General features: G+C 33.4%; 14 protein-coding genes. 10 read left to right on the top strand and 4 right to left on the bottom strand.

What is annotated here, in order from left to right:
- Nucleotides 1-19: 19 nt before the first annotated feature.
- Nucleotides 20-1777, bottom strand: a complete 1758-nt coding sequence (locus Q1B37_RS15600) for an ABC transporter ATP-binding protein (protein ID WP_299899903.1) — start codon at nucleotides 1775-1777, stop codon at nucleotides 20-22.
- Between the two features lie 140 nt (nucleotides 1778-1917).
- Here Q1B37_RS15600 and Q1B37_RS15595 point away from each other — a divergent pair, with 140 nt between their 5' ends.
- The 4 genes from Q1B37_RS15595 to yajC all read left to right on the top strand — a co-directional run bounded on the left by Q1B37_RS15595 (nucleotide 1918) and on the right by yajC (nucleotide 4924).
- Nucleotides 1918-3015, top strand: a complete 1098-nt coding sequence (locus Q1B37_RS15595) for a Glu/Leu/Phe/Val dehydrogenase (protein ID WP_299609359.1) — start codon at nucleotides 1918-1920, stop codon at nucleotides 3013-3015.
- 163 nt (nucleotides 3016-3178) lie between these two features.
- Nucleotides 3179-4090 (top strand): transcription antitermination factor NusB, encoded by a 912-nt coding sequence (gene nusB, locus Q1B37_RS15590; RefSeq protein WP_299899901.1) that lies wholly within the window; start codon nucleotides 3179-3181, stop codon nucleotides 4088-4090.
- Between the two features lie 49 nt (nucleotides 4091-4139).
- Complete coding sequence (locus Q1B37_RS15585; RefSeq protein ID WP_219009918.1) at nucleotides 4140-4619, top strand: DUF1573 domain-containing protein; 480 nt, start codon at nucleotides 4140-4142, stop codon at nucleotides 4617-4619.
- 5 nt (nucleotides 4620-4624) lie between these two features.
- Complete coding sequence (gene yajC / locus Q1B37_RS15580) at nucleotides 4625-4924, top strand: preprotein translocase subunit YajC (protein WP_299609368.1); 300 nt, start codon at nucleotides 4625-4627, stop codon at nucleotides 4922-4924.
- A 76-nt stretch (nucleotides 4925-5000) separates the two neighbouring features.
- Here the strand turns inward: yajC and Q1B37_RS15575 are convergent, their stop codons facing one another.
- The gene (locus Q1B37_RS15575) at nucleotides 5001-5879 is read right to left on the bottom strand and encodes a mechanosensitive ion channel domain-containing protein (RefSeq protein WP_299609371.1); all 879 of its coding nucleotides are present in this window, start codon (nucleotides 5877-5879) and stop codon (nucleotides 5001-5003) included.
- Nucleotides 5880-6005: 126 nt separating this feature from the next.
- A complete protein-coding gene (gene pepT / locus Q1B37_RS15570) occupies nucleotides 6006-7244 on the bottom strand; it encodes a peptidase T (protein WP_299609374.1) in 1239 nt (412 codons plus the stop codon).
- A gap of 99 nt (nucleotides 7245-7343) precedes the next feature.
- On the opposite strand from pepT, the gene Q1B37_RS15565 reads away from it, so the two are divergent.
- Nucleotides 7344-8381, top strand: a complete 1038-nt coding sequence (locus Q1B37_RS15565; protein WP_299899899.1) for a quinone-dependent dihydroorotate dehydrogenase — start codon at nucleotides 7344-7346, stop codon at nucleotides 8379-8381.
- A 4-nt stretch (nucleotides 8382-8385) separates the two neighbouring features.
- On the opposite strand, the gene Q1B37_RS15560 is transcribed toward Q1B37_RS15565, so the two are convergent.
- Nucleotides 8386-9300 carry a spondin domain-containing protein gene (locus Q1B37_RS15560; RefSeq protein ID WP_299899898.1) on the bottom strand — a complete coding sequence of 305 codons (915 nt, stop codon included), beginning with the start codon at nucleotides 9298-9300 and terminating at the stop codon, nucleotides 8386-8388.
- A gap of 134 nt (nucleotides 9301-9434) precedes the next feature.
- Here Q1B37_RS15560 and Q1B37_RS15555 point away from each other — a divergent pair, with 134 nt between their 5' ends.
- The 5 genes from Q1B37_RS15555 (at nucleotide 9435) to Q1B37_RS15535 (ending at nucleotide 14063) form a co-directional block, all read left to right on the top strand.
- Nucleotides 9435-10061, top strand: a complete 627-nt coding sequence (locus Q1B37_RS15555) for a LysE family translocator (protein ID WP_299899896.1) — start codon at nucleotides 9435-9437, stop codon at nucleotides 10059-10061.
- Nucleotides 10062-10110: 49 nt separating this feature from the next.
- A complete protein-coding gene (locus tag Q1B37_RS15550) occupies nucleotides 10111-10977 on the top strand; it encodes a hydroxymethylglutaryl-CoA lyase (protein WP_299609400.1) in 867 nt (288 codons plus the stop codon).
- A 19-nt stretch (nucleotides 10978-10996) separates the two neighbouring features.
- The gene (locus Q1B37_RS15545) at nucleotides 10997-11455 is read left to right on the top strand and encodes a heme-binding domain-containing protein (protein WP_299609402.1); all 459 of its coding nucleotides are present in this window, start codon (nucleotides 10997-10999) and stop codon (nucleotides 11453-11455) included.
- Nucleotides 11456-11615: 160 nt separating this feature from the next.
- Nucleotides 11616-12848 carry a DUF4856 domain-containing protein gene (locus tag Q1B37_RS15540; protein WP_299899894.1) on the top strand — a complete coding sequence of 411 codons (1233 nt, stop codon included), beginning with the start codon at nucleotides 11616-11618 and terminating at the stop codon, nucleotides 12846-12848.
- Between the two features lie 99 nt (nucleotides 12849-12947).
- Nucleotides 12948-14063 carry an imelysin family protein gene (locus Q1B37_RS15535; protein WP_299899892.1) on the top strand — a complete coding sequence of 372 codons (1116 nt, stop codon included), beginning with the start codon at nucleotides 12948-12950 and terminating at the stop codon, nucleotides 14061-14063.
- Nucleotide 14064: the final 1 nt, after the last annotated feature.

Genomic DNA, 14064 nt, shown 5'->3' with positions numbered 1-14064 from the left:
TTAATCGTACAACAAAATATCAAATTTCTTTTTCGCTAAGCTGTTTTAAATACAGTTCTTTGTAGTATCCATCGACCTCTAATAGTTGATTATGAGTACCTTTTTGGATAATTTTTCCTTCGTCTAGTACGATTATTTTATCCGCATTTCTAGCTGTAGAAACACGATGACTTACGATAAAAGTAGTCTTATTTTTAGAAATTCTATGAAGATTATTCAGAATTTCTTCTTCTGTTTCTGTGTCTACCGCGGACAAACAATCATCAAAAAGTAATATCGATGGATCTTTAATAATTGCTCTGGCAATAGATACACGCTGTTTTTGTCCGCCGGATAAAGTTATTCCACGTTCGCCTAATACCGTATCATATCCTTTACTAAATTCTACAATGTTTTTATGAACCGCTGAGTTTTTTGCAGCTTGGATGACATCATCATCTGAAGCGTCTGTTTTTCCAAACTTAATATTGTTTCTAATAGAGTCGCTGAATAAAAATGCATCTTGTGGTACATATCCAATCGAGGATCTTAAGTCGATGAGGTTTAATTTTTGAATAGGAGTATTGTCTACTTTTATTTCTCCATGGCTTACATCATATAACCTTCCTAATAAATCCAAAATAGTTGATTTTCCAGATCCTGTTTTTCCAATTATTGCAATGGTTTGGCCAGAATTGATAGAAAAGCTAATATTTTTTAAAGCTGTAATATTTGTGTCATCATAAGTAAATGAAACGTCATCAAATACGATATTACCAGTAATTGGTGTCTCGGTAGTTACCGTATTTGTAATTTCTGGTTCTTGGCTTAAGAACTCATTAATTCTTACCTGCGATGCTTCTGCTTGTTGAATAATTGAGGTAACCCAACCAACAGTGGCAACTGGCCAAGTGAGCATATTTACAAAAATGATAAACTCCACAATGATCCCCAGATCTTTTATAGTACCGTTAATATACTGTTGACCTCCTATATAGATGACCAAAAGATTACTTACTCCGATAAGAAGTACCATTAATGGGAAAAATAGCGCCTGAACTTTAACCAGATCTATATTTTTTTCTTTACTAGTATTAGATAACTCTGTGAAGTTAGTCAACGTTTGAGTTTCTATTCCATACGCTTTAATGACCGAAATACCGCTAAAAGATTCTTGCGTAAATGTGGTTAGTTTTGATAAATACTGCTGTACGATAGTACTTCGCTTATGAATAGCTACACTAAGTTTATAAATAGAAATAGATAAAATAGGTAATGGTGCTACGGTATACAATGTTAATTGTGGAGCAATTGTAATCATGTAACCAATTACTACTACAAATAATGTTATTGTGTTTACGCTATACATAATCGCGGGACCTACATACATTCTCACTTTGGAAACATCTTCACTAATACGATTCATCAAATCCCCTGTTCGATTTTTTTTGTAAAAATTCAGAGACAAAATTTGATAATGTTCGAATACTTCATTTTTTAAATCGAATTCTATAAATCGAGACACAACGATAAAAGTCTGCCTCATTAAAAATGTAAAGAAAGCTGCAATAAGAACCGAACCAAGAATTAATAAAATGTTAGTAATCAATCCCGATTTTACTTCGTTGATATCCGTAATACTATGGTTAATATATTGCTCTACTATTTCTACAGAGTCTCCTACAAATTTAGGAACAGCAACTGCAAAGATTCTGGCAATAATAGTAATGAATAAACCGATGAGGAGTCGATATTTATATTTCAGGAAGTACTTGTTCAGATGCTGTAATGCACGCATAAAGTATTGATTTTTAGAAACTCAATTATTAACAAATTCTTAAAATTTAACAACAAAAAATTTTAAATTCGTAAAAATACATTATTTTAGCACTCCAATTTTGACTATTATTTAATAATAACATTTTAAAATTTCTGAAAATGATAACTGAAGTGCTTACTGCAAATCAATTAAAAAAAGAAGCTCCAGTATTTGGACAATTGTCTTTTAATGATCACGAACAAGTTGTTTTTTGTCAAGACAAAGATACAGGATTAAAGGCAATAATTGGTGTGCATAACACAATTTTAGGACCTGCTTTGGGAGGTACTAGAATGTATAATTATCAAACAGAATGGGATGCATTAAATGATGTATTACGTTTGTCTAGAGGTATGACCTACAAAGCTGCAATCACTGGTTTAAATCTTGGTGGTGGTAAAGCGGTAATCATCGGAGATCCTAAGACGGTCAAAACACCAGCATTGATGAGACGTTTTGGAGAGTTTGTACATACCTTAGGAGGAAAATACTACACAGCAGAAGACGTTGGAATGGAGACTTCTGATATGGATACTGTTAGAGAAGTTACTCCTTATGTAACAGGTATTTCTGAAGAAAAAGGAGGAGCGGGTAATCCATCACCAGTAACTGCGTATGGAGTGTATATGGGTATGAAAGCATCTGCTAAGTTTGCTTATGGAACAGATAATCTAGAGGGCAAAAAGATATTGGTACAAGGAATAGGTCATGTAGGAGAGGAATTAGTTCGTTTAACTGCAGAAGAAGGTGCTAACGTAATTATTGCAGATATCAATCAAGAACGTTTAGAGCAAGTAAGTGCTGCGTACGGAGTTGATATATACAGAGGACAAGATTTATATGCGGAAGAAGCGGATATCTATGCGCCGTGTGCTTTAGGAGCTACTATTAATAATGATACTATAGATAAGTTAAAAGTAAAAGTTATTGCAGGAGCTGCAAATAATCAATTAGCTACCGAGAATATCCATGGACCTTTATTACAAGAAAGAGGTATTGTTTATGCTCCTGATTTCTTAATTAATGCAGGAGGTATTATTAATGTATACGCAGAAATAGAAGGGTACGGTAGAGAGCAGATTAAATCTAAAACCGAAAATATTTACAATACTACATTAGATATTTTGAATAAAGCAAAAGCTACAGGGATGACTACGAATGCTGCTGCAATGAGCATTGCTGAAGAAAGAATTGCTTCTAAAAAAAATAGCAAATAATAGTAATCTAAAATTTACAATATAATAATGTAAGTTTTAGAACTTGTAGAATAAAAATAATAGTATTTTTGCAGGGCGAAAGTGAGAACCACTTTCGCCCCCTTTTTATTAATGTTCTTTGTAATTTCTTATGTTAACCAGAAGACATATTCGAGTTAAAGTAATGCAGTCACTCTACGCTATGGAGCAGACGCAAAGTGATAATTTAGATAAAGAAGAAAAGTTTTTACTTTTTAGTATCGATCAGATGTACGATTTATTTCTTATTAACCTGCAACTTTTGGTAGAAATAAGAAAACATGCGGCTGATTTTGTAGAAAAAAGTCAGAAAAAACATTTAGCTACTTCAGAAGAGAAAAATCCAAATTTAAAGTTTATCAATAATGAAGTTCTTTTATTGCTAGAAAAGAATCTAGAATTAAAGGAAGCTATGGATCGCAAGAAATTAAATTGTTGGGATCTAGATGACGAGTATGTAAAAATACTTTGGAAAGAAATTAAAAAGAGTGAACTATACTCTGATTACATGAGTACAAAAATGAGCTCTTTTAAAGAGGATAAAGATTTTATTCTTGATGTATTCAAAGAGATTATAGCTCCTAATGAAAAGCTCTACGAATATATAGAGGATCAAAAACTTACCTGGATTGATGATCTACCGCTTATAAATACTGGAATTATTAAAATGCTCAGAAAAATCAAAAAGACACATGATGAGCATATGTCATTACCGAGTCTTTATAAAGATATCGACGACAAAAAATTTGCAAAAGATATTTTTAGAAAAACTGCCTTAAAAGGAGTAGAGTTTGCAAAAGAGATAGAAGGTAAAACACCAAATTGGGATAAAGACCGAATTGCAGAATTGGATAAAGCAGTGATTAAAATGGCAATTTGTGAGTTTCAAAAGTTTCCATCAATACCTGTAAAAGTAACAATTAACGAATATTTAGAGATTGCAAAGGAATATAGTACTCCAAAGAGTAGTATATTTATCAATGGAATTCTTGATAAAATATCAAAAGAGTATCAAGAAAACGGTAAATTAAATAAAGTTGGCCGTGGACTTATGTAGTTCAAAAAAAATAGTATTTTTAACCCTCAATTAATTAAAAACCCAAGTAATGAAAAAAGGAATCTTAATTTTGGCTGGTGTTTTTGCTTTGACATTTATGTCTTGTAAAGATAATGCAGCAGAAAAAGTTAAAGAAGAAAATGTAGCAGATGCTGCAGATCGTGATGCAAAAAACACAGATTTTCCTGTAATGACTTTCTCTGAAACAGAGCACGATTTTGGAACTATCAACGAAGGTGATGTTGTAGAGCATACATTTACATTTACAAACACAGGTAAAGCTCCTTTAGTAATTGTAAACGCAAAAGGTAGTTGTGGTTGTACAGTTCCTGAGTGGACTAAAGAACCAGTAGCACCAGGAGCAACAGGATCTATGTTAGTAAAGTTTAACTCTAACGGAAAGCCTAATGCTCAGAACAAACAAGTTACTATTACTGCAAACACTGAAGCAGGAAAAGAAATCCTTAAGATTAAGGCAATGGTAACTCCTAAAGCTAAGCCAGTTAGCGGAACTCCTGTAAGTGAGTAATATTTATGGAAGGATTTGGAGGACAGTTACCTTTTATACTTCTGATATTTGTAGTGATGTATTTTTTTATGATACGTCCACAAATGCAAAAGGCTAAAAAGGAGAAGAAATTTGCTGAAGAACTTAAGAAAGGAGATCGTGTCGTAACAAAAAGCGGTCTTCATGGAAAAGTTTTTGACTTCAGCGAAAAAAATAATGCCGTTATTATCGAAACTGGATCAGGAAAGCTAACATTTGATAAATCTGCCATTTCACTAGAAATGAGTCAGAAATTAAATGCTCCACCTGCAGAAAAGAAAAAGTAATAAAGGCTATAGCTAAAAAAAAGCGTCGTATTTTATATACGACGCTTTTTTTGTAAATAATATTTTAGTTGTGTACTTATGATTTCATAGTCACAATACGTTGTGGTAATGGTGCTGCATAGTTAGCATTACCTAATGCCTCAACAATTTTTTGACGTGTATCCCAATATACATCCCAATAATCATCGCAAGTAGAATAAGGTAGTGCTAATAGTTCAACTCCGTTCGCTCCCAAATTATTAACAGCAACTCTTGGTGCAGGATCATTCATTACTTTTGGATCATTTTTCATTACCTCTAGCACGATTTGTTTTGCCTTTTCGATATCGGTTCCATATTGGATACCAAAAGGCATATCTACTCTTAAGTTACCAATTGTAGTAAGGTTGGTGATTGTTCCTGAAGTAATAGAACCATTAGGAATGATTTCTGTTTTGTTTTGGAACGTTTCTAAGATGGTAACGAAAACCGAAATTTCCTTAACAAAACCTAATTTCCCTCCAGTTTCGATAAGATCTCCTACCTTAAAGGGTCGGAAAACTAATAACATTACTCCTGCAGCCATATGTCCTAATGAACCATTAAAAGCGCCACCAATAGCTAAACCAACAGCTGCTAGTAAGGCTGCAAAAGTCGCTGTTGGAATCCCAACGATTCCTGCAATAGAAATAAATAAAAGTACCTTTAGTAAGAAATTAACTAAAGTAACTAAGAAAGGTTTTAGTGTGTGATCTACATTACTTTTGTCAAACGCTTTTTTGATGGCCTTCATGATCATCTTTACAATCCAGAGACCAATAATTAGGGCTACAATTCCTCCCACAATTTTTAATCCATATTGGCCTACACCTTCTTGTATAGAGTTAAAAAATCCTCCTAAAGAATCCATAATGGCACCTCCGGTCTCAGTTGTAGCAGATACTGCTGTATCCACTACTTTTTCTGTAGTTTGCATGATTTATGTTTTAAAGTGATTAAATAGTTATCACATAAATCTACTACTATACGAGATATTTGCTTTTTATTTCGAAATGAGAAAAAAGAGTAAAATCGTCCAAATAATTAAAATATCGACGAAGTACTATTTACGTTCTGCAGTAAGTTGTGCAATCTTTACGATTACTTCTACAGCTTTGATCATACTTTCTACCGGAACATATTCATATCTTCCATGGAAATTATGACCACCAGCAAATATATTAGGACAAGGTAATCCCATATAGCTCAATTGCGATCCATCGGTTCCACCGCGGATTGGTTTTATAAGTGGTTTAATTCCCAATGCCTTCATAGCTTCTTCGGCAATATCTACAATATGCATTACAGGTTCCACCTTTTCCTTCATATTATAGTATTGATCTTTTATCTCTACATGGATAACATCTTTTCCATATTGCTTATTAAGCTCATCACCTAGTTTGGACATCATTTCTTTGCGAGCTTCAAAATGCTCCTTATCATGGTCTCTAATAATGTAATGTAATTTGGTTTCTTCTACTTCACCATTCATGGTATGAAGATGAAAGAATCCCTCACGACCACTGGTATGTTCTGGAGTTTCCAATCGAGGTAAAGAGTTAATAAAATCCTGCGCGATATACATACTATTAATCATTTTGCCTTTAGCATACCCAGGATGTACTATTTTTCCTTTGATCGTAACTACGGCACCTGCGGCATTAAAATTCTCGTATTCTAATTCGCCAATTTGGCTACCATCCATTGTATAAGCCCATTCTGCACCAAACTTTTGTACATCAAATTTATGAGCTCCTCTTCCAATTTCTTCATCAGGAGTAAATCCAATACGGATTTTACCATGTTTGATTTCAGGATGTTGGATTAAGTATTCCATAGCAGATACTATTTCTGCAATACCAGCTTTATCATCAGCACCTAATAGAGTAGTACCATCAGTGGTGATTAACGTTTGTCCTTTGTATAGTTTTAAATCTTCAAAATAATCAGGCGATAAAATAATTTCTTCCTCCTTATTCAGTATAATGTCTTTTCCATCGTAATTTTCTATGATCTGTGGATTTACATTCGCTCCTGTAAAATCAGGTGTAGTATCGAAATGAGAAATAAAACCAATAGTAGGTACTTCATGATCTATATTAGAAGGTACTGTAGCCATGATATATGCATTTTCATCGATAGTGACATCCTCCAAACCAATAGATTTTAATTCTTCCACTAATTTATTCGCAAGATCCCATTGTTTCTCAGAGCTTGGAGTAGTATCACTGTTAGGATCACTTTCCGTATCTATAGTAACGTAACTTATAAATCTATCAATAATATGTTTTTTTGGAATCATAGCGAGGTGTGTTTTTACTTGAAGATTTCAAAAATACATATTCATATACTTTTATAAGAAGCTTTATAAAGTTATTTTTGCACTCAAAATTATATTGGAATGTATAAAACACTAATTCGTCCAATTCTATTTCAATTCGATCCAGAAAAAGTACACTACTTTACTTTTAGTTTGATAAAATTCATTTCTAGATTTCCTTTTGTTTCTTCCTTAATTCGTTCTCGATATTTTGTGAAGGGCATAGGTCTTCATAGAGAAGTTTTTGGTTTAACATTCAAAAACCCAGTAGGATTAGCAGCAGGGTTTGATAAAAATGCTGTGTTGTATAACGAATTAGCTAATTTTGGTTTTGGTTTTATCGAGATAGGCACAGTTACTCCAAGAGGGCAAGTAGGAAATCCTAAAAAAAGATTGTTTAGATTGAAAGATGATAAAGGTATCATCAATCGAATGGGCTTTAATAATGAAGGACTTGAAGCTGCAATAACTCAATTAAAGAAAAACAAGGGGAAGCTTATTATTGGAGGAAACATTGGTAAAAATACGGATACCGCTCCAGAAGATTATACGAAAGACTATTTGCAATGTTTTGAAGCTTTACATCCTTATGTAGATTATTTTGTTCTAAATGTAAGTTGTCCTAATGTAAGCAGTCATGCCAAACTAAACGATAAAGACTATTTAGTAGAATTGATTGAAGCAGTTCAAGAGAAAAATAAAACTTTTGATTCGCAGAAACCGATTGTATTAAAGATCGCACCAGATCTAAACACAAATCAGTTAGATGAAATTGTGGAACTCGTCCAAGAAACAAAACTAGATGGTGTTATTGCAAGCAATACCTCTGTTTCTAGAGAAGGATTAAAAGCTTCTCAAACAAGACTAGAGGAAATAGGGAACGGAGGTTTAAGTGGACAACCTATTAAAGATAAAAGTACTGCTGTAATCAAATATTTATCAGATAAAAGTAATAGATCATTTCCGATTATTGGAGTAGGAGGAATCCATAACGCTAACGATGCCATAGAAAAAATGGAAGCAGGTGCAAGCTTGGTACAGATCTATACTGGTTTTATTTATGAAGGACCTAAATTGATAAGAGATATCAATAAAGCTGTAATAGCAAAAGGATTATAAAATATTACTTAAGAATAATTTTCTGGGTTTCTATTCGTCCAGCTTCAGTAAATAAACGTACAAGATATATTCCAGAGTTTAGATTAGTTAAATCAAGGTTGATAGTATTGTTGCTGTTTTTGAAATCGTAACGCCTCACTTGTTTCCCAAGTACGTTGTATATCTCAATTTCTTTAATGTTAGATACCTTTCCAGTTAGTATAGATATATTACCGTCACTTGGATTAGGAGAGATTTTTATTTCTTCTTTTTGATTATTGAAGTCTTGAACGTTGAGTTGTTTTTGAGTAAAAACAATGGTTCCAATTCTTTCGTTAATTAAAGGGGTATTCGTGTGATTCACCAAAGAAATAGGTTCGTGTGGATTGGTAGGATTATTATTTAAACTGTAACCATTTCCTTCTTCTGTTCCTGCATCATAAGTAAATAAATCCATGGTAATTTCAGGAATCCATTGTCCTCCATTATCAATTAGAGAAACACTATTTACTGCAATCATCCAATCAGGACTTGGAGCTAACATAGATGCTAAACTTACTAATGGATAATCAGAACTTACTGTAACATCGCTTATTGTAATCGTTCTTTCTGGTCCATTAAAAAATAAATCCGGACCTTCTATAAATTGATCTGCATTATTGGCATTGATAGCAGCATTAACTTCAGATTCAAAAATACTGAAACCTCCTGTTTCTGCGACTTGTTCAATTCCCGGAGTAGCCAAACCTCCCATTTCTAGAAAAGTAATACTGGTGTTATGGGTGGCTCCTACCAATTCTGTAAAGTGAGCACTACCAGGAAGCGTTCCATGTGCTTCCCAATTACTGGTAAAAATAATATCATAGGTAGCTGTTGTAGTCTGACCAAAAGAATAAAAACAAAATAATAAGAAAATAGGTTGGAGTATAAGCTTTTTCATTTGTGTGGTTATTGGTTAAAATGATTGTGTTCTATATGCTAAACAGTTGAATTAAGAATAACCCTAATTTGTTTTGCCGATTATGTATATTTTTGGGATGTCGTTTTTTTAATCAAAAACTTACAGGGTATTCGATGAATTTTGAAATTTTATATGCATTTATCATAGCGACATTCGCTTTGTCTATTTCTCCTGGACCAGATAATATTTATGTATTAATGCAAAGTATTGTAAATGGCAAAAAATATGGAATTGCAACTGTGATGGGTTTAATGACAGGATGTTTAGTCCATACAACATTAGTTGCTTTTGGGGTTTCTGCGATTATTAAACAAAGCGAAGTCTTATTTTTTGTGATTAAACTGGCGGGAGCATTGTATCTGTTTTTTTTGGCGTATAAAGTTTGGAGAAGTAACGCTTCATTGCAATTCTCTTCAAGCAACATAGAAAAGAAAAGTTTAGGTCAATTATTTAAACAGGGATTTATCATGAACGTATTAAACCCTAAAGTTTCAATTTTCTTTTTAGCTTTCTTTCCAGGTTTTTTATTCAGTGATGAATTAAGTAATGTAATACAGTTTTATGTATTAGGGTTTCTGTTTATTCTGGTGTCCTTTATTGTTTTCGGAGGAATTGCGGTTATGGCAGGTTATATTTCCAATTATATAAAAGGGAGTTCCAAAATTGGAGTATTTTTAAAATGGATGCAGATTGTAGTCTTTGTTGGAATTGGAATTTTTATCATGTTTTCTGAAAAATAATCATATTTTTATACTCTTAATTGAATTTCTTTTAGACAGAAGCTCTTAAATGACTGAAAAAGTAAAAATTATTGAATGTCCAAGGGATGCCATGCAAGGCATTAAGGATTTTATTCCAACAGATAAAAAGGTGCAATACATCCAATCTTTATTACGATGTGGATTTGATACGATAGATTTTGGAAGTTTTGTTTCTCCAAAGGCGATCCCCCAGATGGTAGATACTGCAGAAGTACTTTCTAAATTAGATCTTTCAACAACTGAAAGTAAATTACTGGCAATTATAGCTAATGTGCGAGGAGCGAAAGATGCAGTACAGCATAAAGAAATAAATTATCTAGGATATCCTTTTTCTATATCAGAAAATTTTCAAATGCGTAACACGCATAAAACGATTGCACAGTCGGTAGAAACTTTACAAGAAATTCTTAATCTTGCGGATCAGGCTAATAAAAAAGTAGTAGCATATTTGTCTATGGGGTTTGGAAATCCTTATGGAGATCCATGGAATGTAGAAATAGTAGGGGAATGGACAGAAAAGTTGAGTCGTATGGGTGTAAAAATTTTATCGCTTTCCGATACTGTGGGAACCTCTAATCCCGAAACTATTGAGTATTTATACTCTAACTTAATTCCAAAGTATCCGGATATCGAGTTTGGGGCTCATTTGCATACAACTCCAACAACATGGTTCGAAAAAGTAGATGCTGCCTATAAATCTGGTTGTCGAAGATTTGATGGCGCAATTCAGGGATTTGGAGGGTGTCCTATGGCAAAAGATGAGCTAACGGGAAATATGCCTACCGAACGAATGTTGTCTTATTTTACTACTGCCAAAGCAGATACGAATATAAAAACAATGAGTTTTGAAGCTTCTCATAATGAAGCAACCAAGATATTTACTAAGTACCATTAACTAACACTAACACACAGAAATGAAAAACATCTTAAAAAAAGTAGGGCTAGCTTTAATTGTTATATTAGTAATTATGCAATTTATTCGTCCTGATAGAAATGAGTCTGGCTATGAATCTGTTGCTTATTTCGAAATTGAAACCAAACCCACTTCGGAGATACAAGAGATTTTAAAGAGTAATTGCTACGATTGCCATAGTAACCAAACTATCTATCCTTGGTATGCTAATATCGCTCCCGTATCGTATTGGTTAGCAAATCATATCGAAGAAGGAAAAGAACATTTTAATGTTTCAGAGTGGGAAACATATTCGGATAAAAAGAAGGATCATAAATTAGAAGAGTTGATCGAAGAAGTAGAAGAAGGTGAAATGCCTTTGCCATCTTATACTTGGACTCATGGAAATTTAGAAGATCAAGAAAAAGAGTTGCTAATCAATTGGGTTACAGCACTGCGAAAGAAATATAGTACAGATTAGTATTAGCTTTTAAAATACTATTAAAATTCCTGCCTAGTTTTACGAAATTGTTAAAACTTTAAATTTATTTAGATTTATTACAAATAAAGTTTGTAGAATATTTCTGTATGGATATATTTGCACCTCATTAACTATTTAAATTAAGTCTAAATAAAAAACAATGAAAATAAAAAATATAGCTAAAGTAATAGGTATAACCGGAGCAGTCTTTTTAGTCTCTTGTTCTTCGGATGATGATAATACTCCGGTTGTTCAGGTAGAAGCACCAGCAACCTATGTTTTTGAACGTGATGGACAAAGTACAGTAAGCTTTAGTGGACAAACTACCAGAATAGCAATGGCAGAAGCTATTATAGGTCAGTTTAAAAATACGACTACTACAGAAGCTATTGTGGATGCGATGTTTGATCATCAGGAAAATGCGGATGATTTCGAGGATGTTGCGTTAAATGCGTCTGATAAGAGTGTAAGAAATAAAACAGCTGCTTCTAGAGACTATTTTTCTTCTAATGCTACAGATGCAGCAGAAATTAAAGCGGATTTTGATGCCTGGATTAAAGGACAGATTGATGAGGTGTTTCCTAATTGGGCAGTAACGGCAACTGCTGGAAATGCTGGTGTTTTGCAAGAAGCTGGTGGAGGATCTGAGCGTTATGTAAATGCGAAAGGTTTAGAATACGATCAAGCTTTTACAAAAAGTTTGATAGGAGCTTTAATGACAGACCAGGCATTAAATAATTATTTAGGTACTGCTGTTTTGGATGAAGCAGATAATATTGCTAATAATGATAATGGAGTAGTAGCTGATGGTCAAGTGTATACTACTATGGAACATAAATGGGATGAAGCATATGGGTATCTATATGGTGCGTCTGCAGATCCGGCAAATCCAAACCCAACTATTGGGGATGCGGATAGTTTCCTTAATAAATATATAGGTAGAGTAGAAGGGGATCCCGATTTTGCAGGAATCGCAGCAGAGATTTATGATGCACTTAAATTAGGTAGAGCAGCTATCGTAGCTAAGAATTATACAGTTAGAGATGCACAAGCAGCTATTGTAAAAGAAAAAGTTTCTGAGATTATCGGAATCAGAGCAGTATACTATTTACAGCAAGGTAAAAATGGTCTAGAAGCTGGAACAGTTGATTACGCAAGTGTTTTCCACGATTTATCTGAAGGATTTGGTTTTATCTATAGTCTTCAGTTTACCCAAAATCCTGCTACTAATCAACCTTATTTTAGTAAAACAGAGGTTGAAGTATTGTTGAACCAATTAATGGGAGCGACTAATGGTTTATGGGATGTAACTCCAACAACATTGGATGCATTGTCAGATACTATCGCTGCTAAATTTAGTTTTACAGTTGCTCAAGCAGGGAGTACGAACTAAACAATTCATAAATTATGAAAAAAAGAGGCGAAAGGTGAATAACATTTCGACCTCTTTTTTTACATTTGCACAGATTTATTAAGAATAAATAAAAATAAGATGAGGAAGTATTTGTTTTTGTCAGCGTTCGTGTTAGTTCTTTTTGTAGTTGCCTGTTCGTCTAGTGATGATGAAGGAGGAACTGTTGATAATTTTGATAGAGAAGCGATGTTAGAAAATATAGCAGATAATATTATAGTTCCTGCATATCAAAATTTTTCCTCTGATATGACAGCGCTAAAAACTGCTACATCAGATTTTGTAACTACCACAGACGAAGCTAATCTGGTATCTTTAAGAGAAGCTTGGTTAACAGCATACACTTCATGGCAATCGGTAAGCATGTATGAAATTGGAATGGCTGAAGCTATATCTTTCAGAAATTTCATGAATGTGTACCCAGTAAATACAGCTAATATCGAAAGTAATATCTCCTCTGGTTCTTATGATCTTTCTTCTATTAGCCAGCAGGATGAACAAGGATTTGGTGCTTTGGATTATTTAATAAATGGTGTTTCTGATTCGGATACTAATATTGTTAGTGTTTTTACCGATGCTACTGCAGGTGCTGATTATAAAGAATATCTTACCAATTTAGTAAATAGAATGGATGCATTAACATCTCAGGTGGTTACTGATTGGACTGCCAATTATAGAGATACTTTTGTGAATAATAGCGGATCTTCTGCTACTAGTTCGGTTGATAGAATTGTAAACGATTTTATTTTTCATTATGAAAAGCATCTAAGGGCTGGGAAAGTAGGTATTCCTGCAGGAGTATTTTCAGGGTCTCCACTAGAAGACAGAGTAGAAGGGTTTTATAAGGGAGATATTTCGAAAATGCTATTCAATGCTAATCTGGATGCCCTTCAGGACTTTTTTAATGGAGAGCATTTTACAAGTAGTACAACAGGACAAAGTCTTAAGACGTATTTAGATTTTCTTAATACCATTAAAGATGGAGAAGATTTAAGTACTTTGATCAATAATCAGTTTAACGTAGCAAGAACGACTGCTGCTAATTTAAATAATGATTTCTCTGAACAAGTAAGAACAAATAATAGTTTGATGCTTAATACTTACGATGAATTACAAAAGAACGTTGTATTGATCAAAGTAGATATGCTTCAGGCAATATCGGTTAATGTTGATTTTGTAGATGCCGATGGAGATTAAA

This window comes from uncultured Aquimarina sp., assembly GCF_947492965.1.
GTDB lineage: Bacteria > Bacteroidota > Bacteroidia > Flavobacteriales > Flavobacteriaceae > Aquimarina.
The sequence above is the reverse complement of the archived record's forward strand: the minus strand, read 5'-3'. Positions and strand labels throughout refer to the sequence as shown.

Excerpts from the sequence above, each read along its gene's own strand:
- Q1B37_RS15600 (WP_299899903.1), bottom strand. The coding sequence starts at position 1,777 with ATGCGTGCATTACAGCATCTGAACAAGTACTTCCTGAAATATAAATAT.
- Q1B37_RS15535 (WP_299899892.1), top strand. The coding sequence starts at position 12,948 with ATGAGGAAGTATTTGTTTTTGTCAGCGTTCGTGTTAGTTCTTTTTGTA.
- Q1B37_RS15565 (WP_299899899.1), top strand. The coding sequence starts at position 7,344 with ATGTATAAAACACTAATTCGTCCAATTCTATTTCAATTCGATCCAGAA.
- Q1B37_RS15555 (WP_299899896.1), top strand. The coding sequence starts at position 9,435 with ATGAATTTTGAAATTTTATATGCATTTATCATAGCGACATTCGCTTTG.
- yajC (WP_299609368.1), top strand. The coding sequence starts at position 4,625 with ATGGAAGGATTTGGAGGACAGTTACCTTTTATACTTCTGATATTTGTA.
- Q1B37_RS15540 (WP_299899894.1), top strand. The coding sequence starts at position 11,616 with ATGAAAATAAAAAATATAGCTAAAGTAATAGGTATAACCGGAGCAGTC.
- Q1B37_RS15545 (WP_299609402.1), top strand. The coding sequence starts at position 10,997 with ATGAAAAACATCTTAAAAAAAGTAGGGCTAGCTTTAATTGTTATATTA.
- Q1B37_RS15560 (WP_299899898.1), bottom strand. The coding sequence starts at position 9,300 with ATGAAAAAGCTTATACTCCAACCTATTTTCTTATTATTTTGTTTTTAT.
- Q1B37_RS15550 (WP_299609400.1), top strand. The coding sequence starts at position 10,111 with ATGACTGAAAAAGTAAAAATTATTGAATGTCCAAGGGATGCCATGCAA.
- nusB (WP_299899901.1), top strand. The coding sequence starts at position 3,179 with ATGCAGTCACTCTACGCTATGGAGCAGACGCAAAGTGATAATTTAGAT.
- Q1B37_RS15585 (WP_219009918.1), top strand. The coding sequence starts at position 4,140 with ATGAAAAAAGGAATCTTAATTTTGGCTGGTGTTTTTGCTTTGACATTT.
- Q1B37_RS15575 (WP_299609371.1), bottom strand. The coding sequence starts at position 5,879 with ATGCAAACTACAGAAAAAGTAGTGGATACAGCAGTATCTGCTACAACT.
- Q1B37_RS15595 (WP_299609359.1), top strand. The coding sequence starts at position 1,918 with ATGATAACTGAAGTGCTTACTGCAAATCAATTAAAAAAAGAAGCTCCA.
- pepT (WP_299609374.1), bottom strand. The coding sequence starts at position 7,244 with ATGATTCCAAAAAAACATATTATTGATAGATTTATAAGTTACGTTACT.